The sequence below is a fragment of the Nonomuraea sp. NPDC049625 genome (genome assembly GCF_040675285.1).
Taxonomy (GTDB): domain Bacteria; phylum Actinomycetota; class Actinomycetes; order Streptosporangiales; family Streptosporangiaceae; genus Nonomuraea; species Nonomuraea angiospora_A.
Window position 1 is genome coordinate 82,080 of sequence record NZ_JBFAOQ010000024.1, and the last position, 20,554, is coordinate 102,633.

The 20,554-nt window shown below is 72.6% G+C and carries 21 protein-coding genes; 16 read left to right on the forward strand and 5 right to left on the reverse strand.

What is annotated here, in order from left to right; translation table 11 throughout:
* The first annotated feature begins 32 nt into the window (after positions 1-32).
* Together AB0J87_RS56855 and hypF are read left to right on the forward strand one after the other, a co-directional pair.
* Positions 33-1,265 carry a cytochrome P450 gene (locus AB0J87_RS56855; protein WP_363983066.1) on the forward strand — a complete coding sequence of 411 codons (1,233 nt, stop codon included), beginning with the start codon at positions 33-35 and terminating at the stop codon, positions 1,263-1,265.
* On the forward strand, positions 1,262-3,610 hold the full coding sequence (gene hypF, locus AB0J87_RS56860; RefSeq protein ID WP_363983069.1) for a carbamoyltransferase HypF: 2,349 nt from the start codon (positions 1,262-1,264) through the stop codon (positions 3,608-3,610). The genes AB0J87_RS56855 and hypF overlap by 4 nt, the downstream gene beginning before the upstream one ends.
* Position 3,611: 1 nt before the next feature.
* Here hypF and AB0J87_RS56865 read toward each other — a convergent pair whose 3' ends face one another.
* Complete coding sequence (locus tag AB0J87_RS56865; protein ID WP_363983072.1) at positions 3,612-4,133, reverse strand: hypothetical protein; 522 nt, start codon at positions 4,131-4,133, stop codon at positions 3,612-3,614.
* Between the two features lie 110 nt (positions 4,134-4,243).
* On the opposite strand from AB0J87_RS56865, the gene AB0J87_RS56870 reads away from it, so the two are divergent.
* The 12 genes from AB0J87_RS56870 to hypE all read left to right on the forward strand — a co-directional run bounded on the left by AB0J87_RS56870 (position 4,244) and on the right by hypE (position 13,789).
* Positions 4,244-5,290 carry a hydrogenase expression protein HypE gene (locus AB0J87_RS56870; protein ID WP_350737770.1) on the forward strand — a complete coding sequence of 349 codons (1,047 nt, stop codon included), beginning with the start codon at positions 4,244-4,246 and terminating at the stop codon, positions 5,288-5,290.
* 16 nt (positions 5,291-5,306) lie between these two features.
* Positions 5,307-7,112 (forward strand): nickel-dependent hydrogenase large subunit, encoded by a 1,806-nt coding sequence (locus AB0J87_RS56875; RefSeq protein WP_363983075.1) that lies wholly within the window; start codon positions 5,307-5,309, stop codon positions 7,110-7,112.
* Positions 7,112-7,567: a hypothetical protein gene (locus AB0J87_RS56880; RefSeq protein WP_350737776.1), complete on the forward strand. Its 456-nt coding sequence runs from the start codon at positions 7,112-7,114 to the stop codon at positions 7,565-7,567. The genes AB0J87_RS56875 and AB0J87_RS56880 overlap by 1 nt, the downstream gene beginning before the upstream one ends.
* Positions 7,564-8,199 (forward strand): DUF5947 family protein, encoded by a 636-nt coding sequence (locus AB0J87_RS56885; RefSeq protein WP_350737779.1) that lies wholly within the window; start codon positions 7,564-7,566, stop codon positions 8,197-8,199. Before AB0J87_RS56880 ends, AB0J87_RS56885 begins: the two co-directional genes overlap by 4 nt.
* Positions 8,196-8,414, forward strand: a complete 219-nt coding sequence (locus AB0J87_RS56890; RefSeq protein WP_363983079.1) for a hypothetical protein — start codon at positions 8,196-8,198, stop codon at positions 8,412-8,414. Before AB0J87_RS56885 ends, AB0J87_RS56890 begins: the two co-directional genes overlap by 4 nt.
* On the forward strand, positions 8,414-9,052 hold the full coding sequence (locus AB0J87_RS56895; protein ID WP_363983240.1) for a DUF6084 family protein: 639 nt from the start codon (positions 8,414-8,416) through the stop codon (positions 9,050-9,052). Before AB0J87_RS56890 ends, AB0J87_RS56895 begins: the two co-directional genes overlap by 1 nt.
* Before the next feature lie 6 nt (positions 9,053-9,058).
* The gene (locus tag AB0J87_RS56900) at positions 9,059-9,976 is read left to right on the forward strand and encodes a hypothetical protein (RefSeq protein ID WP_363983082.1); all 918 of its coding nucleotides are present in this window, start codon (positions 9,059-9,061) and stop codon (positions 9,974-9,976) included.
* Positions 9,973-10,794 (forward strand): hydrogenase maturation protease, encoded by an 822-nt coding sequence (locus tag AB0J87_RS56905; RefSeq protein WP_363983085.1) that lies wholly within the window; start codon positions 9,973-9,975, stop codon positions 10,792-10,794. The genes AB0J87_RS56900 and AB0J87_RS56905 overlap by 4 nt, the downstream gene beginning before the upstream one ends.
* 121 nt (positions 10,795-10,915) lie before the next feature.
* The gene (locus AB0J87_RS56910; RefSeq protein WP_350737794.1) at positions 10,916-11,299 is read left to right on the forward strand and encodes a hydrogenase maturation nickel metallochaperone HypA; all 384 of its coding nucleotides are present in this window, start codon (positions 10,916-10,918) and stop codon (positions 11,297-11,299) included.
* Positions 11,277-11,549: a HypC/HybG/HupF family hydrogenase formation chaperone gene (locus AB0J87_RS56915; RefSeq protein WP_350737797.1), complete on the forward strand. Its 273-nt coding sequence runs from the start codon at positions 11,277-11,279 to the stop codon at positions 11,547-11,549. Before AB0J87_RS56910 ends, AB0J87_RS56915 begins: the two co-directional genes overlap by 23 nt.
* A 12-nt stretch (positions 11,550-11,561) precedes the next feature.
* Positions 11,562-12,719: a hydrogenase formation protein HypD gene (gene hypD, locus AB0J87_RS56920; protein ID WP_363983090.1), complete on the forward strand. Its 1,158-nt coding sequence runs from the start codon at positions 11,562-11,564 to the stop codon at positions 12,717-12,719.
* Complete coding sequence (hypE, locus tag AB0J87_RS56925; RefSeq protein ID WP_363983093.1) at positions 12,716-13,789, forward strand: hydrogenase expression/formation protein HypE; 1,074 nt, start codon at positions 12,716-12,718, stop codon at positions 13,787-13,789. Before hypD ends, hypE begins: the two co-directional genes overlap by 4 nt.
* On the opposite strand, the gene AB0J87_RS56930 is transcribed toward hypE, so the two are convergent.
* The 3 genes from AB0J87_RS56930 to AB0J87_RS56940 are packed head-to-tail and all read right to left on the reverse strand — an operon-like array spanning position 13,772 to position 15,107.
* Positions 13,772-14,404 carry an SIS domain-containing protein gene (locus AB0J87_RS56930; RefSeq protein ID WP_363983096.1) on the reverse strand — a complete coding sequence of 211 codons (633 nt, stop codon included), beginning with the start codon at positions 14,402-14,404 and terminating at the stop codon, positions 13,772-13,774. The two genes, hypE and AB0J87_RS56930, sit on opposite strands and share 18 nt — an antisense overlap.
* Positions 14,401-14,637: a HypC/HybG/HupF family hydrogenase formation chaperone gene (locus AB0J87_RS56935; protein WP_363983099.1), complete on the reverse strand. Its 237-nt coding sequence runs from the start codon at positions 14,635-14,637 to the stop codon at positions 14,401-14,403. Before AB0J87_RS56935 ends, AB0J87_RS56930 begins: the two co-directional genes overlap by 4 nt.
* A complete protein-coding gene (locus AB0J87_RS56940) occupies positions 14,625-15,107 on the reverse strand; it encodes a phosphoheptose isomerase (RefSeq protein ID WP_363983102.1) in 483 nt (160 codons plus the stop codon). Before AB0J87_RS56940 ends, AB0J87_RS56935 begins: the two co-directional genes overlap by 13 nt.
* Before the next feature lie 186 nt (positions 15,108-15,293).
* Between AB0J87_RS56940 and AB0J87_RS56945 the strand changes: the two genes are divergently transcribed.
* Together AB0J87_RS56945 and AB0J87_RS56950 are read left to right on the forward strand one after the other, a co-directional pair.
* On the forward strand, positions 15,294-15,833 hold the full coding sequence (locus AB0J87_RS56945) for a DinB family protein (RefSeq protein ID WP_363983105.1): 540 nt from the start codon (positions 15,294-15,296) through the stop codon (positions 15,831-15,833).
* Between the two features lie 37 nt (positions 15,834-15,870).
* Complete coding sequence (locus AB0J87_RS56950) at positions 15,871-16,581, forward strand: alpha/beta hydrolase (RefSeq protein WP_363983108.1); 711 nt, start codon at positions 15,871-15,873, stop codon at positions 16,579-16,581.
* 33 nt (positions 16,582-16,614) lie between these two features.
* On the opposite strand, the gene AB0J87_RS56955 is transcribed toward AB0J87_RS56950, so the two are convergent.
* On the reverse strand, positions 16,615-20,331 hold the full coding sequence (locus AB0J87_RS56955) for a helix-turn-helix domain-containing protein (RefSeq protein WP_363983111.1): 3,717 nt from the start codon (positions 20,329-20,331) through the stop codon (positions 16,615-16,617).
* Positions 20,332-20,554: the final 223 nt, after the last annotated feature.

A 20,554-nucleotide genomic window follows, 5' to 3' on the forward strand; every position in this document is an offset into this window, starting at 1 on the left:
ACACCGAGCGAGCACATCAGGGAGCCGTCATAGTGGCAGAGGAATTGGCAGGAGCAAGCGTCTACGAGCAGATCCTCGACTACGCCAACCGCGCCGATCCGTACCCGCTCTACGCCGAGCTCCGCCGGACCCCGGTGGCGCGGCAGGCTGACGGCAGCTATGCGGTCAGCGGCTACCGGGAGATCGTCGCGCTGCTGCACGACCCGCGCGTCAGCTCCGACGTCCGCAACATTCCCGACATCGCCGCCGAGCAGGAGTCGGGGACGGCGCTGCCGTCGTCCTTCATCAGGACCGACCCGCCGGACCACGACCGGATCCGCTCCATGATGATGCGGCACTTCGGGCCGCCCCACTCCCCCGGCCGGGTCGACGGCATGGAACCCCGGATGATGCGGATCGTCACGGACCTGATCGACCGGTTCGCCGGAAAGGCCCGGGTCGACATCGTCGAGGACTTCGCCTATCCGTTGCCGGTCACGGTGATCTGCGACCTGCTGGGCGTGCCCCGCGAGGACGAGCCCCGCTTCCACCGGTGGTCGCAGGCCATCATCGAGACCATCGACCCGACGACCGGGACCGTCGCCGAGCGGGAGCGGCGGAACATGGAGGTCAGGACGGAGCTCGGCACGTACATGAAGGAGCTGATGGACGCCCACCGGCGGCGGCCGGGCGACGACCTGCTCTCGGCCATCGTCACCGACCCGGCCATCGACCTGCGGCTGGAGGAGCTGCTGAGCGCCGCCGCGACGCTGCTCGTCGCCGGCCACGAGACCACCGTCAACCTCGTCGCCAACGGCATGCTCACGCTGCTGCGCAACCCCCGCGTGCTGGACCGGCTGCGCCACGAGCCCGACCTGGTCGTCGGCACGGTCGAGGAGCTGCTCCGCTTCGAGCCGCCGGTGCAGCTGCTCAGCCTGCGCCGCTCCGCGCTGGCCGACATCGACATCGCGGGCACGACGATCCCGAAAGGCGCCATCATCAGCCTCGTGCTCGCCGCCGGCAGCCGTGATCCCGCGCGTTTCCCCGATCCCGACCGTTTCGACCCCGACCGGCAGGACAACCAGCACCTCGGCTTCGGCAGCGGCATCCACTACTGCTTCGGGGCCCCGCTGGCGCGGCTGGAGACGCAGCTCGCGCTGGGCGAGCTCGCGCGGCGGCTGGTCAATCCGCGCCTGGTCGCCGACCCGCCGCCGTACCGGCCGAACCCGGGGCTGCGCGGGCCCCGGCACCTCTACGTGGAGTTCGACGACGTCCTTCCCGCATGAGCGATCCGCGCCTCGCCGACGGGGTGATTCAGTCGGGGCCGTTCTCGTTGCAGACTGGCCCGATGGGGGTGCGGGTCCGGGTCGAGGGCGTCGTTCAGGGGGTGGGGTTCCGGCCGTTCGTGCACGGGCTGGCCACGCGGCTCGGGCTGGCGGGCCGGGTGGGCAACGACGCGCACGGCGTCTTCGTCGAGCTGGAGGGCGGGCACGGCCAGATCGCGGAGTTCCTGGTACGGCTGGAGCGCGACGCGCCCCCGCTGGCCGCGATCGAGCGGGTGACGGTCACCTCGCGTGCGGTGCGCGCCGACGGCCGGTTCCGGATCGTCGCGAGCGACCCGTCGGGGGCCTCACGCACGCTGGTGTCGCCCGACATCGCCACCTGCGCCGACTGCCTGGCGGAGCTGGCCGACCCCGCCGACCGGCGCTACCGCTACCCGTTCGTCAACTGCGTCAACTGCGGGCCGCGGCTGACGATCGTGCGGGCGATGCCGTACGACCGGCCCCTGACCACGATGGCGGGGTTCGCCATGTGCGACGGCTGCCTGGCCGAGTACCACGATCCGGCCGACCGGCGCTTCCACGCGCAGCCCATCTGCTGCCCGGCCTGCGGCCCCGCGCTCAGGCTCGTCGGTGCGACGGGCGAGCCGCCGGCAGAACTCGTCGGCGCGGCGGGCGACCCGCTGGCCGGGGCCGTGCGGGTGCTGCGGCGGGGCGGGGTGCTGGCGGTGAAGGGGCTCGGCGGCTACCACCTGTCGGTGCCGGCCGCCGACGAGGACGCCGCCGCCGAGCTGCGGCGGCGCAAGCGGCGCGAGGACAAGCCGTTCGCGGTTATGGTCGCCGACCTGGCCGCGGCCCGGCGGCTGTGCGAGGTGGACGAGGCCGGCGCCGCGCTCCTGACCGACCGCGCGCGGCCGGTCGTCCTGCTGCCGCGCCGCCCGGACGCGGCGGTGGCCGGGGCGGTCGCGCCGGGGAGCCGCGAGCTCGGGCTGATGCTGCCGTACACGCCGCTGCACCACCTGCTGCTCGCCGACCTGGGCGCCCCGATCGTGCTGACCAGCGGCAACCGCTCGGACGAGCCGATCGCGTACGACGACCGCGACGCCCTGGAGCGGCTCGGCGGCATCGCGGACGCGTTCCTCACGCATGACCGCCCGATCCGCCTGCGCGCCGACGACTCGGTGGTGCGGCCCTTCCGGGGGAAGGGGATGGCCGTGCGGCGCTCGCGCGGCCACGCCCCGCGCCCGTTCCCGCTGGCCTGGGAGGCGTCCCGGCGGATCCTCGGCTGCGGCGCCGAGCTGAAGAACACCTTCTGCCTGGTGAAGGGGCGGCACGCGTTCGTCTCCCCGCACATCGGCGACCTGGAGGACTACGAGACCTTCCGGTCGTACGTGGAGGGGATCGAGCATTTCGCCGCGCTGTTCGACGTGCGTCCCGAGGTGGTGGCCCACGACCTGCACCCGGAGTACCTGTCCACCAAGCACGCCCTGGGCCTGCCGGACGTGGAGCTGGTCGCCGTCCAGCACCACCACGCGCACGTCGCCGCCTGCCTGGCCGACAACGGCGAGCACGGCCGGGTGATCGGTGTCGCGTTCGACGGGCTCGGCTACGGGCTCGACGGGACCCTGTGGGGCGGCGAGTTCCTGCTGGCCGACCTGGTCGCGTTCGAGCGGGCCGGGCATCTGGCGCCCGTGCCGATGCCGGGCGGCAGCGCGGCGATCAGGCAGCCGTGGCGGATGGCCGCCGCCTACCTGGACGGCGAGGGCGAGGCGTCGGCCGTGGCCCGGCGCAACGAGCGGCGGTGGGGGCAGGTGAGCGCGCTGGCCCGGCGCGGCGGGACGGCCGCGCCGCTGACGTCCAGCGCGGGCCGGCTGTTCGACGCGGTGGCGGCGCTGCTCGGCGTGCGCGACGCCATCACGTACGAGGGGCAGGCCGCGATCGAGCTGGAGCAGCTCGCCGACCCCGCCGAGCGCGGCGGCTACCCGGCGGCCGTCTCCCGTGACGGCGGCGTGCTGGTGGTGGTGGGCTCGGACCTGGTACGGGCCGCCCTGGCGGATCTGGCCGCGGGCGTCGGCGTGCCGGTCATCTCCGCCCGCTTCCACAACGGCGTGAGCGATCTCATCGTGCGCTGCTGCCGGATGCTGCGCGACGGGACGGGGCTGACGACGGTCGCGCTGTCCGGCGGCGTCTTCCAGAACCTGCTGCTGCTGCGGCGCACGGTGGACCGGCTGCGCGGGGCCGGGTTCCGGGTGCTCACCCACTCCGGCGTGCCGGCCAACGACGGCGGCATCAGCCTCGGCCAGGTGGCCGTCGCCGCCGCCAGGGACCGGCTCGGCCCGGTCGGTCCATAGGTCAGTCGACAGGGCTTTCCGGCACGTCCCGGTGAGGCCACGGGGAGGCGCCGACCACGACCCCGTACAGCAGGTGGTCGGCCAGCAGCGCCAGGCGCTCCGTCGTGGTGCGGGGATGGCGCGGCAGGCCGAGGGCGGGCGCGATGGCCGCCTCGAAGGCGAGCCAGAACGCCACGCCGTAGGCCGGCCCGGCCCAGGCTCGGCGGCGCAGCCGGTGCGGCAGCAGCCCGTACAGCGCCCCTCCGGCCGTACCGTACCCCCAGTGCGTCAGCTCTACCATCGCGGGTCGCCGCCGGTGGTGCACCCGGTGGAACAACCGCGGGACGGTGCGCTCCAGCACGGCCTCGGGCGGCACCTTCGCCACGAGGCCGATCGCCGTCGTGAACTGCCGCAACCCGGACATCGCCATGGAGCCGATCGCTCCCCGCGCGGCGGCCCGCACGAGGGCCTGCGCAGGCCGGGTCGAGACGCGTTCGCGCAGCTCATCGCGGGTGCCGGTACGGGTCGGCAGGGTCTGCGTCATGGTTTACAACCTCCGTCATCACGGTATGTCCGCTACGTAGAGTCGCAGGTCGGATACCAAATGATATGGGGGCCTAAACCTCTACGCGGGCCAAGAAGGGGGCTTGGGCCATGACAACCACACAAACACCGAAAGCTCTGGACGAGGTGCACATCCTGTGGACCTCGGAGGGCATGAGCTGCGACGGCGACACGGTCTCGGTCACCGCCGCCACGCTGCCGAGCCTGGAGGACGTCCTGCTCGGGCTCGTACCGGGACTGCCCAAGGTGCACCTGCACAACAAGGTGCTGGCCGCGGAGACGGGTGACGCCTTCATGGCCCCGTTCCACCGGGCCCACGAGGGTGAGCTCGGCCCGTTCATCTTCGTGGTCGAGGGTTCCATCCCGAACGAGAAGATCAACGGCGACGGCTACTGGACGTCCATGGGCAACGACCCGGCCACCGGCCAGCCCATCACGGTCAACCAGTGGATCGACCGGCTCGCGCCCAAGGCCTGGGCCGTGGTCGCGATCGGCACCTGCGCGGCGTACGGCGGCATCCACGCCATGGCCGGCAACCCGACCGGATGCATGGGGCTGGCCGACTACCTGGGCCGTGACTTCCGCTCCGCGGGCGGGCTGCCCATCGTCAACGTGCCCGGCTGTCCCGTCCAGCCGGACAACTTCACCGAGACGCTGACCTGGCTGCTGTACCAGGCTGCGGGCATGGCGCCGACGATCCCGCTCGACGACATGCTGCGCCCCACCTGGCTGTTCGGCAAGACCGTGCACGAGGGCTGCGACCGGGCCGGCTACTACGAGCAGGGCGACTTCGCCCTCGACTACAACTCCCCCAAGTGCCTCGTGCGCGTCGGCTGCTGGGGGCCGGTGGTCAACTGCAACGTCACCAAGCGCGGCTGGATGGACGGCGTCGGCGGCTGCCCGAACGTGGGCGGCATCTGCATCGCCTGCACCATGCCCGGCTTCCCCGACAAGTTCATGCCCTTCATGGACGAGCCTCCGGGAGCGTCCGTCTCGGTCGCGATGAGCGGCGCGTACGGCGCGATGATCCGCAGGCTTCGCGCGATCACGAACAAGGCAGCGAACAAGGAGCCGAAGTGGCGCCACAACCGCCGCCGGCTGACGAGCGGGTTCGACCCGCGCTGGGGAAACGGCTGAGAGGGAGAGCGGCGAGGTGGCCATCCGTACGGCAGGTGAGAAGAAGCTCAAGGGCGAGGCCCGCGAGCTGGTGGAGATGTCCTGGGACCCGATCACCAGGATCATCGGGAACCTGGGCATCTACACGAAGATCGATTTCAAGAACCGCGAGGTCGTCGAGTGCAAGAGCACCTCGTCGCTGTTCCGCGGCTACAGCGTGTTCATGAGGGGCAAGGACCCGCGCGACGCCCACTTCATCACCAGCCGCATCTGCGGCATCTGCGGTGACAACCACGCGGTCTGCTCAATCTACGCGCAGAACATGGCGTACGGCATCAAGCCCCCTCCACTCGGTGACTGGATCATCAACCTGGGCGAAGCCGCCGAGTACATGTTCGACCACACGCTCTTCCAGGACAACCTCGTCTTCGTCGACTACTGCGAGCAGATGGTCAAGGAGACGAACCCGAGCCTGCTGCGCCGGGCCGAGACGACCCAGGCGCCCAACTCCGCGATCCACGGCTACCGGACGATCGCCGACATCATGCGCGCGTGCAACCCGTTCACCGGTGACCTGTACCGCGAGGCGCTGCAGGTGAGCCGGGTCACCAGGGAGATGTGCTGCCTGATGGAGGGCCGGCACGTGCACCCGTCCACGCTGTACCCCGGCGGCGTGGGCACGGTTGCCACCCCTCAGGTGTTCACCGACTACATGGTGCGGCTGCTGCGCGTCCTCGACTTCGTCAAGCGGTCCGTCCCGATGAACGACGACCTCTTCGACTTCTTCTACGAGGCCATGCCCGGCTACGAGGAGGTCGGCCGCCGGCGCGTGATGCTCGGCTGCTGGGGCGCGTTCCAGGACCCGGCGGTCGTCGACTACGACTACCGGAACATGAACGACTGGGGCCGCCGGATGTTCGTCACGCCGGGCATCGTGGTGGACAACGAGCTGGTCACGACGAACCTGGTGGACATCAACCTCGGCATCAGGATCCTGCTGGGCAGCTCGTACTATGACGACTGGCAGGCCGAGGAGACGTTCGTCACCCACGACCCGCTGGGCAACCCGGTGGACCAGCGCCACCCGTGGAACCAGACGACCCTGCCCAAGCCGCAGAAGCGCGACCTGGAGAACGGCAACTACAGCTGGGTGATGAGCCCGCGCTGGTACGACAAGCGCACCGGCGACCACCTGGCGCTCGACACCGGCGGCGGCCCGCTGGCCCGGCTGTGGACCACGGCGCTGGCCGGGCTCGTCGACACCGGCACGGTGCGGGCCACCGGCCAGAGCGTGGAGATCAACCTGCCCAAGAGCGCCGCCTTCCCGGAGACGCGGCTGGAGTGGAAGATCCCGCGCTGGGCGAACACCATCGAGCGCAACCGCGCCCGCGTCTACTTCGTGGCGTACGCGGCGGCGATGGCCGTCCACTTCTACGAGCAGGCGATGGGTGAGGTCAGGGCCGGGCGCACGCAGGTGTTCACCGACTTCGAGGTGCCGGACGAGGCGATCGGCTGCGGTTTCCACGAGGCGGTGCGCGGCGTGCTGTCGCACCACGTGGTGATCCGCGACGGGAAGATCGCCAACTACCACCCGTACCCGCCGACGCCGTGGAACGCCAGCCCGCGCGACAGGTACGGCACGCCGGGCCCGTACGAGGACGCGGTGCAGGGGTTGCCGATCTTCGAGGAGAACGGCGCCGACTCGTTCAAGGGCATCGACATCATGCGTACCGTGCGCAGCTTCGACCCGTGCCTGCCCTGCGGGGTGCACATGTACCTGGGCGGCGGCAAGGTGCTCAAGCAGGTGCACTCGCCCACGTTCGGCGCGAGCGTCTCCGGCTGATGAACGAGCGCGTCCGCAGGATCGAATCCCTGCTCGACAAGGCCGACGGGGCCGCCACGGAGCTCGTCGCGGAGGTGCTCGGCCTGTACGGCGAGGGCCTGGCACGGGTCATGACACTCGTGGGCGACGAGGCGGCGGCCCGCCTGGGCGCCGACGAGCTGGTCTCGCCCCTGCTCCTGCTGCACGATCTGCACCCGCTGGACACCCGGACCCGGGTGGAGCAGGCGCTGGCCGGCGCCGCCGACCTGCTCTCCGTCGAGGGCGACCTGGTACGGCTACGCTTCCGCCCGACCGGCTGCCGCTCCTCGGCGGCCGGGGCGGCCTCGGCCCTCCGGGACGCGGTACGCGAGGCGGCCCCGGAGATCGAGCGGGTCGAGATCGAGGTCGCGGACGCGGCCCTGATCCCGGTCGAGAGCCTGACCGTCCGCCCCGCCTCGCGGGCCCCGGTGCCATGACGGGCCTGCTGCGCCGGCTCGCCGCGCAGTCGGTGGAGCCCGCCCGGCGTGAACCGCGCACGCAGCGCTGCGAGCTGTGCGCCGAGCCGCTGCCGGCCGTCCACCGCCACCTGCTGGAGCTGGCCGGGCGCGAGCTGCGCTGCGCGTGCCGCGCGTGCCAGGTGCTGTTCGACCACGCGGCGGCCGGCGGCGGGCACTACCGGCTGGTGCCCGAGCGCCGCTGGCGGCTGAGCGGCTTCCGCCTGGAGGAGGGGGCCTGGGCCCGGCTGCGGGCCCCGGTGCGCACGGTGTTCCTGATCCACGACTCGGACACCGGCGACCCGGTCCTGTACTACCCGAGCCCGGCCGGGGCCGTGCGGGCGCCCGCCGACCGGACCGCCTGGGAGCTGCTGCGGCGCGACAACCCGGTGCTGCGGCGGCTGGAGCCGGACGTCGAGGCCCTGCTCGTCGACCGCGAGGCCTGGATCGTGCCGGTGGACGACTGCTACGCGCTCGTCGGAGCCATCCGCGCGCACTGGCGGGGCCTGACGGGTGGCAAGGACGTACGCGAGCACATCACCCGATTCTTCACCGACCTCGGCGGCCGGTCCGTCACCGTACCGGCCACCGGCAACGACAGGAGTCCCGCGTGAACAAGAAGTCGACGATCAAGACCGGGCGGCGCGACGTGCGCCCCGACGCCCCCTCCCACGTCAAGGGCGTGGCCGAGGGCAACGCGCTGGGCGGCTACGGCAGGCAGAAGGGCCACCTGCCCGACGGCCGCTCCACGGCCCGGCGCTCGACCGGCGTCAACCCGCGCATGCACGACCCGATCGACCCCGACATGCCCAACCTGTCGCCCGCGTGATGCCGCCGACTACACCGGTTCTGCGGATCGAGGTGCGCGACGTCGAGCCCGCCACGCCCGCCGTCGCGCCCGCTCTGTGTTTCCGGCTCGACCTGCGGTCGGACGCTCCGGTCCAGGCGATCACGCTGGCCACGCAGATCCGCATCGACGCCACCGCCCGCGGCTACGACGGGCAGGCGCCGGAGCGGCTCAAGGAGCTGTTCGGCCCGCCCGAGGACTGGGGACGCAACCTGTCCAGCCTGCTGTGGACGCAGACCGTCACCCACGTCCCGGCCTTCACCGGCGGCACGACCACGCCGGTCACGGTCGCGTGCACCTACGACTTCGACGTGGCCGCGGCCAAGTACCTGCACGGCCTGCCGGACGGCGAGGTGCCGCTGCGGTTCCTGTTCACCGGGACCGTGTTCTACCTCGACGACGGGCGTCTTCAGGCGGCCTGCCTGCCGTGGGACACCGAGGCGGACTTCCGCATGCCGGTGACGGTCTGGAAGGACCTCATGGACCGCCACTTCCCGGACACCGCCTGGATCCGGCTGGAGCGCGGCACGTTCGACCGCCTGTACGCGCACCGGGTCCGGCACACCCTGCCCGGCTGGGACGACGCGGTGCGGTCGCTGCTGGAGACGGGCGGAGGCTGATCCCACATGGACCCTGTCAGGCAGATCGCGCAGGCCGTGCTGTACGAGGGCTACCTGCTGTGGCCGTACCGGGAGTCGTCGCTGAAGAACCGGCACCGCTGGACGATCGGCGGCGTCCACCCCGAGGCGTACGGGCGGGCCAACGACGGCAACCCGTGGCTGACGCGTACCGAGTGCCTGCTCGAAGCCGGGCCCCGCGACCTCGTCGACGTGTCCGTGCGCTTCCTGCACGTCGTCACCCGGCTCCGCGCCGGGGAGCCGGAGGCGACCGGCGAGGAGGCCCAGGAGCGTGAGGTGAGCATGCCGGGCCTGGTCCTGGAGGACCTGCTGCACGGCCCGGTCATCGAGAAGATCGACATCCCGGCACGAGATCAGTCTCCCGAAGGCGGCTGGCGGGAGCTGAACGGCCGGATCGAGGCGTGCGCGCGGCGGCTGCGCCCGGACCTGTTCCGGATCACGGTCGAGGTGGTCAACACCACGCCCTGGCCCGGGGGCGGCCGCGAGGAGGCCATGCGGCGCACGCTGGTCTCCGCGCACACCGTGCTGCGCGCGCCGCGGGCGAGGTTCGTCTCCCTCATGGACCCGCCGGAGGAGTTGCGGGCGGAGGCGGCGGACTGCGACAACGCCGGCGTCTGGCCGGTGCTCGCCGGGCCGGAGGGCGACCGGCACACCGTGCTGTCCGCGCCGATCATCCTCTACGACCACCCGCGGATCTCGCCGGAGAGCCCCGGCGACCTCTTCGACGCGACCGAGATCGACCAGCTTCTCACGCTGAGCGTGCTCGCCCTCAGCGACCGGGAACGCGAGGAGATCCGCCACGGGGACCCGCGCGCCCGCGCGATCCTCGACCGCTGCGACTCCCTCACACCCGACGAGCTGATGCGGTTGCACGGCATCATGCGCAGGACGGAGCCACACGAATGACTGGATTCTGGACCCGGATGGCGGACCGCGGCCCGGCCGAGATCGTCATCGCCGGCGTGCCGATCGGACCGGGCAGCCGGGTACGGCTGCGGCCCCGCGCGCAGGCCGACGTCTTCGACCTCGTGCTCGACGGCCGCGTGGCCGTCGTGGAGAGCGTGGAGCAGGACGACGAGGGCTCCTTCCACATCGCGGTCACGCTCGACGACGATCCCGGGCGTGACCTGGGCGAGGCCCGGCTGCCCGGGCACCGGTTCTTCTACTCCGCCGAGGAGATCGAGCCCCTCGGGGAGCAGGACGGCCGCCCGGCCCCCGGCCGCGTCCTGGTGGCCGGGATCGGCAACGTGTTCCTGGGGGACGACGGGTTCGGCGTCGAGGTGGCCCGCCACCTGGCCGGGCAGGCGGGCGTGCCGGGCATGGAGGTCGTCGACTTCGGCATCCGCGGCATGGACCTGGCCTATGCCCTGCAGCGGGACTACACGGGCGTGGTCTTCGTGGACGCCGCCCCGCGCGGCCTGGCTCCCGGCACGCTCACCGTCCTCGAACCCGAGCTGCCGGACGGGGACGACGCGTCGGTGGAGACGCACGGCATGGACCCGGTCCGGGTCCTGCGGCTGGCCCGGCAGCTCGGCCGGCTCCCCGCGCGGGTGCGGGTCGTCTGCTGCGAGCCGGCGTCGGTCGAGGAGGACCCGTTCGAGCTGAGCGCGCCGGTGCGCGCGATGATCGGCGAGGCGGCCGGCCTAGTGAAGTCCCTGGTTATGGACATGATTGCGGAAAGTGCCACTCCGGACGCCCGCGATCCGGCACCCACGGTGAGGTGATGTGAGATGTGGAAGTCGCGCACGGTGAAGCTGGTCGTGCTCTGCGGGATGGCGCTGGTCGTCATCCGCCTGTGGCCGGACATCCGGCGATACATCAAGATGGAGCGAATGTAGGGGCAGCATGCATGAGATCGGGATGTGCGAGGGGCTCGTCGAGCTGATCGAGCAGCAGGCGGGAGGCAGGGCGGTCGCGGCCGCCCGGGTACGCGTCGGCGCCCGGCACGCCGTCGTCGACGAGGCCTTCGGGCAGGCGTTCACGCTGGCCGCGGCCGGCACGGCCGTGCAGGACGCGGTGGTGGAGCTCGTCATCACGCCGATGACGGTCGGCTGCCGCAACTGCGGCGAGCGCTCGGAGTCGGTCGACACGCTGGCGGTCTGCCCGGGCTGCGGCGACGACGGCGTCGACATCAGCGGCGGCGAGGAGCTGGTCCTGGAGTCGCTCACCTTCGCCACGTCAGGCGCTTCCGGCGGGGAGGTGTCCGGTGTGCCTTGGCATTCCAGGTGAGCTCGTCGAGCGCCTGCCCGAACACGAGGACCTCGCCGTGGTGGACGTCAGCGGCGTGCGCCGGCGCATCAACGTCGGCCTGCTCGCCGACGAGGCGCTCGCGCCCGGCGACTGGGTGCTCGTGCACGTCGGGTTCGCGCTGTCCAAGATCTCCGAGCTGGAGGCGCAGGCGGTGCTCGACTACCTCAACGGGCTCGGGCAGGCGTACGAGGACGAACTCGACGCGCTGCGCACCTCGGACATCGCCTAGGAAGGACCTCTGATGCGGTTCGTCGATGAGTACCGCGACGCGGGCACGGCGCGGGCGCTCGCCGCGCAGATCGCCGCCCGCTGCCGGCCGGGGCGCCGATACACGTTCATGGAGGTGTGCGGCGGTCATACGCACACCATCTACAAGCACGGCCTGGAGGACCACCTGCCGGCCGAGGTGAACCTCGTGCACGGCCCAGGCTGCCCGGTCTGCGTGATCCCGATGGGCCGCGTGGACGACGCCATCCACATCGCCCGCCGGCCGGACGTAATCATGACGTCGTTCGGCGACATGATGCGGGTGCCCGGTGGGCAGGGCTCGTTCCTGGACGCCAAGGCGGCCGGGGCCGACATCCGGATGGTGTACTCGCCGCTGGACGCGCTCAAGATCGCGCGGGCCAACCCGGACCGCAAGGTCGTCTTCATGGCCATCGGCTTCGAGACCACGGCGCCGTCCACGGCCATGACCGTGCTGCGCGCGGAGGCCGAAGGGCTGGCCAACTTCTCCGTCTTCTGCAACCACGTCATGATCATTCCGGCGATCAAGGCCATCCTCGACTCGCCGGACCTGCGGCTCGACGGGTTCATCGGGCCCGGCCACGTGTCGGCGGTGATCGGCTGCCAGCCGTACGAGTTCATCGCCCGCGACCACGGCAAGCCGCTGGTGGTCGCCGGGTTCGAGCCGCTGGACATCCTTGACGCGGTGCACCGCCTGCTGACGCAGCTCGCCGAGGGCCGCTGCGAGGTGGAGAACCAGTACTCCCGCGTCGTGCCGTGGCAGGGCAACCGCATCGCGCTGTCGGCCATGGGCCGGGTGATGCGGCTGCGGCCGCACTTCGAGTGGCGCGGGCTGGGGTTCATCGCGCACTCCGCCCTCGCCATGTCGGACGAGTACGCCCGCTTCGACGCCGAACGCGTCTTCGACCTGCCCGGGGTCCGCGTCGCCGACCCGCGGTCGTGCCAGTGCGGCGAGGTGCTCAAGGGCGTGCTCAAGCCGTGGGAGTGCAAGGTGTTCGGCACCGCGTGCACCCCGGAGACGCCGATCGGCACCTGCATGGTCTCCTCGGAGGGCGCGTGTGCCGCGTACTACAACTTCGGGCGCTTCAGCCGGGAGGAGATGCGCGCGACCTCCTCCGGCCGGCCGCCGGCGGAGGAGGCGAGCCGGGCATGAACCGCGAACAGCAGGTGCTCGCCCGCATCGAGCGGATCCGGCGGCGCAAGCCCGTCGTCAGGGAGGAGCGCATCACGCTCGCCCACGGCGCCGGGGGCAAGGCCACCCACACGTTGATCGAGGCCGTCTTCCTGGAGGCGTTCCGCAACCCGCTGCTCGCGCCGCTGGACGACGGCGCGCTCCTGCGGGTGGGCGGCGAGCGCCTGGCCTTCACCACCGACTCCTTCGTGGTCTCGCCGCTGTTCTTCCCCGGCGGGGACATCGGTGACCTGGCCGTCAACGGCACCGTGAACGACCTGGCCATGTGCGGGGCCCGACCGGCCCACCTGTCGGCCGGCTTCGTCCTGGAGGAGGGCTTCCCCGTCGCCGACCTGCGGCGCATCACCGACTCGATGGCCGCCGCCGCGGCGGCGGCCGACGTCACGATCGTGACCGGCGACACCAAGGTCGTCCAGCGCGGCAAGGCCGACGGCTGCTTCATCACCACGGCCGGGGTCGGGCTCGTCGAGCTGCCGGTCACGCTGTCGGCCTCGCACGCGCGGCCGGGGGACGCGGTCATCGTCTCGGGCCCGATCGGGGAGCACGGCGCCGCCATCATGCTGGCCAGGGACGACTTCGGCATCGAAGCGCCGATCGTCTCCGACACGGCGCCGCTGCACGCCATCGTCGCCGAACTGCTGGCCGCGCTGCCGCAGCACGTCCGTACGCTGAGGGACGCCACCCGGGGAGGGGTGGCCACCGTCGTCAACGAGGTGGCCAACGCGTCGGAGGTGGCCGTCGTCCTGCGGGAGGACGACATCCCGGTACGGGCGGAGGTCACCGGCGTCTGCGAGCTGCTCGGCCTCGACCCTCTCTACGTCGCCTGCGAGGGCCGGTTCGTCACGGTGGTCGACGGCGAGCACGCCGGGCGGGCCCTCGAGGTGCTGCGCTCCCATCCGCTGGGCGCCGAGGCCGCGATCATCGGGACCGTCGCCGCGGCACCGGCCGGGCTGGTCCTGCTCCGCACCGCCTTCGGCGGCACCCGGGTGGTCGACGTCCTGGTGGGCGACCCGCTACCCCGCATCTGCTGAACCCCGGTGTGAGGAGGTCTCGCGGGCGGCCGGCACCAGCTCGGCCAGCACGTGGTAGAGGGTCGCCTGCGCCTCCTGGATGCGGTGCACCGACGACGACGGGATCACGAACAGGTGCTCGGCCAGCCGTTCCTCCGCCATGCGGCCGCCTCCGGAGCCGGCGAACCCGACGGTCACCATCCGCAGGCCCGCGGCCCGCTCCAGGCCGCGCAGCACGTTGGCCGAGCCGCCGCTGGTGGACAGGGCGCAGGCGATGTCGCCCTCGCCGCCGAGCGCGGCGAGCTGGCGGGCGAACACCACCTCGAAGCCGACGTCGTTGCCGAGCGCCGTCACGAGCGCCGTGTCGGCCGCCAGTGACACCGCGGGCAGGCCACGTCCGGTGAACAGGTCCGCCACCGACTGCGCGTCGGTGCTGCTGCCGCCGTTCCCGAACGTGAACAGCCGCCCGCCGCCGCGGAAGGCGGCGGCCAGCGCCGCCGCGCACGCCACCAGCGGGCCCTCCATCTCGTCGAGCACCCGCCGCCGCAGCTCCAGGCTCTCGCGGGCCTTCTCCGCGGTGGACGCGGTCACGTCGAGCGGGTCGCGCCGCAGGAACGGGTAGAGCGTCTCGGTCATCGGGCGTCCTTTCCGAGTACGGCGATCGCCTCGCCCGCGTGCACCAGCACGGTGTCCCCGACCTGTGCCTCCACCAGCGCCACGCTGATCTCCTCGGTCCCGGCGCCGGTGTCGGCACGCGCCAGCCCGTCGGGGAGCAGCCCCACGACCCGCACGGCCACGGCCACATCGCCACACGTCACGCAGGAGTCGCAGACCTCCTCGTCCGCCGACTCGCCGTTCACGCGGGGCACTCCGATTCCTGGAACACGTGGACCAGCTCCCACAGCAGGTGGTACATCGTGATGTGGATCTCCCTCGCGACCAGCGGATCCGTGCTCCGCGCGGTCAGCACGTGCTCCGCCTGCGCGCACTCCTCGTCCGCCGTCAGGGCGACGGTCAGCATGCCGAGCCCGCGGGCGGCGGCCAGGTCGCCGTCGAGCGGCCGGATCCCCACGGCGATGTCCTGGGGGCGTCCCAGAACCGGCAGTGAAGTGGGCTCGGCGCCCAGGCTGAGCGCCGGAAGGGCGCGCTTGCCCACGATCACCGGGTGGGTGAACTCCACGGCGACGTGCGCCGCGTCCGAGGCGGCCTCGCCCCGGCCGAAAGCCAGCAGCCTGCCACCGCGCCGGAACCGCCCGGACATGGCGGCCGCCGCCGCGACGACCGCGCCGACGTCTTCCACCAGCGCCGTTCCGGCGGCCTCACGGACCCGATCGAGCACTTCGGCATCCCGTCTTCCTGCGCTGCACGACATCGCCCATTCCACCGTGGTCCACCACGAACGGCGCGGCTTTCCCCGCCACCGATTCGGCAAGGTCCCGGCAAGATTCGCCCACCCGAGGCGGCATAGGCTCCCGACAGGATTCACCCACCCGAGGCGGCGGCCGAACCCCTAGACTCAGCGCTCGTGACTCAACTGGACGAGCAGGGCCGCCACGAGCCCCCTCTGGCTGCCGACGAGACCGCGACCCTCCTGGGCTTCCTCGACTATCAGCGCGAGACTTTGGCATGGAAGTGCTCGGACCTGGACGCGGGCGGGCTGAAGGCGACCGTCGGCGTGTCGTCGATGACGTTGGGCGGGATGCTCAAGCACCTGGCCTACGTCGAGAGCTACTGGTTCAGCCGGGCGCTGCGCGGCGGAGAGTGGCCGCCTCCGTGGGACACGGTGGACTGGAAGTCCGACCGCGACTGGGACTGGCGCTCGGCCGCCGGCGACTCCCCCGAGCAGCTCTTCGCGCTCTGGCAGGAGGCGGTGTCCCGCTCGCGGTCCGCGGTGGCGGAGGCGCTGGCCGACGGCGACCTCGGCCAGCCGGCCAAGCGCACCTGGCCCGACGGCCAGACGCCCAGCCTGCGGTGGATCCTGTGCCACATGATCGAGGAGTACGCGCGGCACAACGGCCACGCGGACCTCATCCGGGAGTCGGTGGACGGGCTGACCGGGGAGTAATCGAATATTGTCGGTGAGCTGCTCTAACCTCGGGGCGATGGACATCATCCTGATTCCCGGCCTCTGGCTCGACGGCTCGTCCTGGGACGAGGTCGTCCCCGCGCTCGAGCAGGTCGGCCACCGGCCCCACGCGCTCACGCTGCCCGGCATGGAGTCGAAAGACGCCGACCGCTCCCAGATCACCCTGCGCGACCACGTCGACGCGGTCGTCAAGGTGATCGACTCCTTCGACCCCGCCGGCGGCAAGGTGGTGCTGGTCGGCCACTCCGGCGGGGGCGCCATCGCGCACGTCGCCACCGACGCGCGCCCCGACCGGGTGGCCCGGGTCGTCTACGTCGACAGCGTGCCTCCCGGCGAGGGCGGCCTCATCAACGACGAGCTCCCGGTCGAGAACGGCGAGATCCCGCTGCCCGACTGGGGGCTCTTCGAGGCGGAGGACCTCGTCGACCTCGACGACGAGCTGCGCGCGGCCTTCCGCGAGCGGGCGATCCCCTCGCCGGCGCGGGTCGCGAGCGACCGGGTGCGGCTGTCCGACGAGCGCCGCTACGAGGTGCCCGCCACCGTCATCGCCTGCGAGTTCTCGACCGCGACGATCCAGAAGTGGATGGAGCAGTCGCTCGCGTTCACGCGGGAGCTCGCCCAGATCCGCCACGTCGACTACGTCGACCTGCCCACGGGCCACTGGCCGCAGTTCACCCGTCCGGAGGAGCTGGGACGCGCGATCGCGACCAGCGTCGGCCCCGCCTGACGGCGCGGTCGTGGTGCCCGGCGGGTGGGGGGGTCAGCCCGCCGGGGCGCGGCCGGTGGCGGCGTCCTTTGGGCAGGGCGGGTCGTAGGGCACGTCGGGCAGATACTGGCGCCACTCCGCCGGGGTGATCGGCGGGAAGGCCAGCGCGCAGATCTGCCGGGCGGCGGCGCCGGGGTCGACCGGCCACAGGCGGGCGGTCGAGTCGCCGGACACCGTGGCCAGGGTGGCGCCGTCCGGGCTGAAGACCGCCTTGTTGACCTGCCCGAGATGGCCGGTCAGGGTGGCCAGCGCGGTCGCTCCGGCCGGGTCGGCGATGTCCCAGAGCATCGCGGTCCGGTCGTCACTGGCGGTGGCCAGCGTGCGGCCGTCGCGGCTGAAGGCCACCGACTGCACGCTGTCGGCGTGGCCCCGCAGGACGGCGATCGGCCGGTCGAGGGAGCGCACGTTCCAGAGCCGGGCCGTGCGGTCGCCGCTGCCGCTGGCCAGCAGCGTGCCCGTGCGGTCGAAGGCGAGGTAGTAGACCGTGCCGCCGTGGCCTGTGGCGACGCCGAGCGGGGCCAGGTCGGCGGTGCGCCACAGGCGGATGGTCCGGTCGCCGCCGCCGGTGGCCAGCAGCAGGCCGTCGGGGCTGAAGGCCACGGCGTTGACGGCGGCCTCGTGGCCCTTGGCGACGGCCCGGCGTACCGGATGCGCGGGGTCGGAGATGTCCCAGACGTACACGTCGAACTTCTCGCCCGCCACCACCAGGCTCCTTCCGTCGGGGCTGATGGCCGCGGCGAAGATGTTGCCGATGCCGGCCGCCGTCTCGGACAGGAGCCGGGGGCGGGCCGGGTCGGTGAGGTCCCACAGGCGCACCGAGCTGTCCAGGTCGGCACTGGCCAGGAGCGTGCCGTTGCGGGCGAAGGCGACGGCGGTGACGCCGTTGGCGTGCCCGGTGAGCGTGGCCAGCGGGCGGGGATCGGCCGACACGTCCCAGATCTTGATCACCGGATGGCCGGCCGTGGCGAGCAGGCGGCCGTCGGGGCTGTAGGCGAGCGCGTAGACCGTGCCGCGGTGGCCGCCGAGCAGGGGCCGGCCCAGGTCCCACACGCGTACGGTGTCGTCGCGCCCGCCGGACGCGAGGACGCGGCCGTCGGGGCTGTAGCGGACGGTGTAGACGGTGTTCGAGTGCCCCGTCATCACGATCGGGTCGGCGCGGAAATCGGTCAGGTCCCACAGCCGGATCGTGCGGTCGTAGCTGCCGGTGGCCAGGGAGCGGCCGTCGGGGCTGAAGTCGATGGCGACCACGCCGTTCTCGTGCCCGGAGAGCGTGGCCAGGGGCCTGCCGTGCCGGGGATCGCGCAGGTCCCACAGCCGTACCGTGTTGTCGAAGCCGCCCGTGGCCAGGGTGTCGCCGTGGAAGGCTGCCGCCAGCACGGCCCCGGTGTGACCGCGCAGGTCGGGCAGGCGTTCGGGGTGGCGCGGGTCGCCGACGTCCCAGAGCATGACGTCGTTGGAGAAGGCGGTGACGACCAGCGTCCTGCCGTCCGGGCTGAAGGCGACGTCCGACAGCTCCTTGGGAGCGCCTTTGAGCGTGCTCTGCAGGTACGGTTTGCTGGGATTCGTAACGTTCCATAACAGCGTGGTGGCGTCGTAGGAGGCGGTCGCCAGCATCGTCCCGTCGGGGCTGAAGGCCACCCCGATGATCCCCATGCTGTGCCCGCCCATCGTGGCCAGCGCCACGGGGTGCCGGGGGTCGCGCACGTCCCACAGGTCGGCCGTGTTGTCGTTGCCGGCGGTGGCCACCAACTCTCCACTCGGCGCGAACGCGGCCGCGGCGAGGCCCTTCGCGTCGCCCATCACCGACGACAGCGCGCCCGGCCGCAGCGGATCGGTCACGTCCCACATCCGCAGCGTGCCGTCGAGCGCCACCGTGGCCAGCCGCCTGCCGTCGGGGCTGTAGTTCACCGCGTAGACCGCGCCGGCGTGGGCGGTCAGCACGTTGGCGTACGGGTTGGCCGGCGTGCTGAGGACCGCGCCGCGCGACTCTGTGCTCGGCCGGAGCCGCTGGGCGGCCAGGGCGAGCTGCGCGGCCAGCGCCGGGTTGCCCGCCCGCAGCGCGACCGACTCGTTGGCGACCTTGCCGGACAGCGCCGCGTTGCGCTGATCGCGGATGTCGCGCTGCCCGCGTACGGCGACCACCACCGCCACCGTGGTCAGCAGCAGCAGCGCCGCCAGCACGGCCACCAGCCGGCGCAGCCGCCGGGTGCCGCGCCGCCGCGCGGCGGCCTCCGCCTCCTGGCGTTCGACGGACGCCGCCAGGAACCGCCTGGCCTGCGGTCCGGGAGCGGCGTGCGGTCCGGCGCCCTCGGCCCAGAGGCGGGCCACGGCCAGCCGCGAGCCGCGGTAGAGCGCGCCGGGGTCGTCCCCTTCCTTCGCCCACCGCGCCGCGGCCTCGGCCAGGTCGCGGCCGACGACCAGCCCCGCCCGGTCGCTCTCCAGCCAGCCGGCCAGCCGGGGCCAGGCGGTGAGCAGGGCCTCATGGCTGATCTGCACCTTGTCGAGGTCGACGGTGATCAGGCGCTCGGCCACGAAGCCGTCGAGCACGTCCTCCGCCTCGGCCGCCACGGCGGGGTCGTGGTCGGCGAGGACCTCGGCGATCGTCATGCTCCTGCGGGTGGCGGCGGTGTCGGACGCCACGTGGACGAGCGTCAGGAACAGCCTCCTGGCCAGCTCCTGGCGGTGCTCGCTCAGGCCCAGGTAGACCTTCTCCGCGCTGTCGGCCACGGCCCTGCCGATGCCGCCGACCTTGCGGTAGTCGGCGATGGTCAGCCGCCTGCCCTGGCTCTCGCGCCACATCGCGTAGAGGGCGTGGGAGACCAGCGGCAGCGTACCGGCCTCGTGCGCCTCGCCGTCGGCGCCTGCCGGGGCGACCTCGCGCAGCAGCAGTTCGACCAGGCCGTTCTCGATCTCTATGCCGGCCTTGCGGGCGGGCTCGACGACGGCGGCGCGCAGTTCGTCCTCGCGCATCGGGCCGACCACGAGCTGGCCGGAGCGCATCGCCGCGAGCAGCTCGGGGTGGCGCATGGCCTGGCCGTAGAAGTCGGCGCGCAGGCCGGCCACGACCACCGTCCGCTCCGCCGCCTCGCTCAGCGCCGCGACGAACCTCGTACGCTCGTCCTGGTCCTCGCAGACCGTGAAGACCTCCTCGAACTGGTCCACGATCAGCACCTCACCCCGCTGCCGCGCCAGCGCGGCCATCGGGTGCGGCCCCGGCGTGAACACGGCGGCGCTCCTGCCCAGCGCGGGGACCACCCCCGCGCGCAGCAGCGAGGACTTGCCCGAGCCCGAGGCGCCCACCACGAGCCGGAGGCCCGGCTCGGTCAGGCGGGCGACGAGCTGCCCGGTCAGCGCCGCACGGCCGAAGAACCACTCGGCGTGCTCGGTCTCGAAAGCCGCCAGCCCCCGGTACGGCTCCGGCCCCGCCGGCCGCCGGCCGGGCGCGCGGCGTACCCGGTGCCAGGCGTTGAGCCACTCTTCCACGGCCGCGTCGTCGCTCACCCCGCACACCCGCAGGACCTCGACCAGCAGGTCGCGGGAGGAGAGGGAGGGCAGGCCGCGCCCGGCGAACCAGTCGCCCAGCGTGCTGGAGGCGATGTCGGCCCCCACCTTGGCCGCCACCTGGCGCACCGACACCCCGGCCGATTCGCGCAGCCGGGTCAACGCCTGGCCGAACTCCTCGCGGGTCGTGATGAGTGCCTGCTCCTGCACGAGCGCCTCCTCAGGCCCGGCTCGCCGTCATGGTAACGGGCTGCGTACGGACTTGTACGGATAATCGCGGACCACTCCCCGGCGCTGGTCGAAGGCGCTGACGTTGATCGACGTACTCGCCCGCTGATCCCTCCCGAGCGGGACAGCCGGCGATCCTGCGGCGCCTGCACCGGGCGCACGCGGCCGGGCGGCCACTGGAGACGGACGGCCTGCTGACGACGTT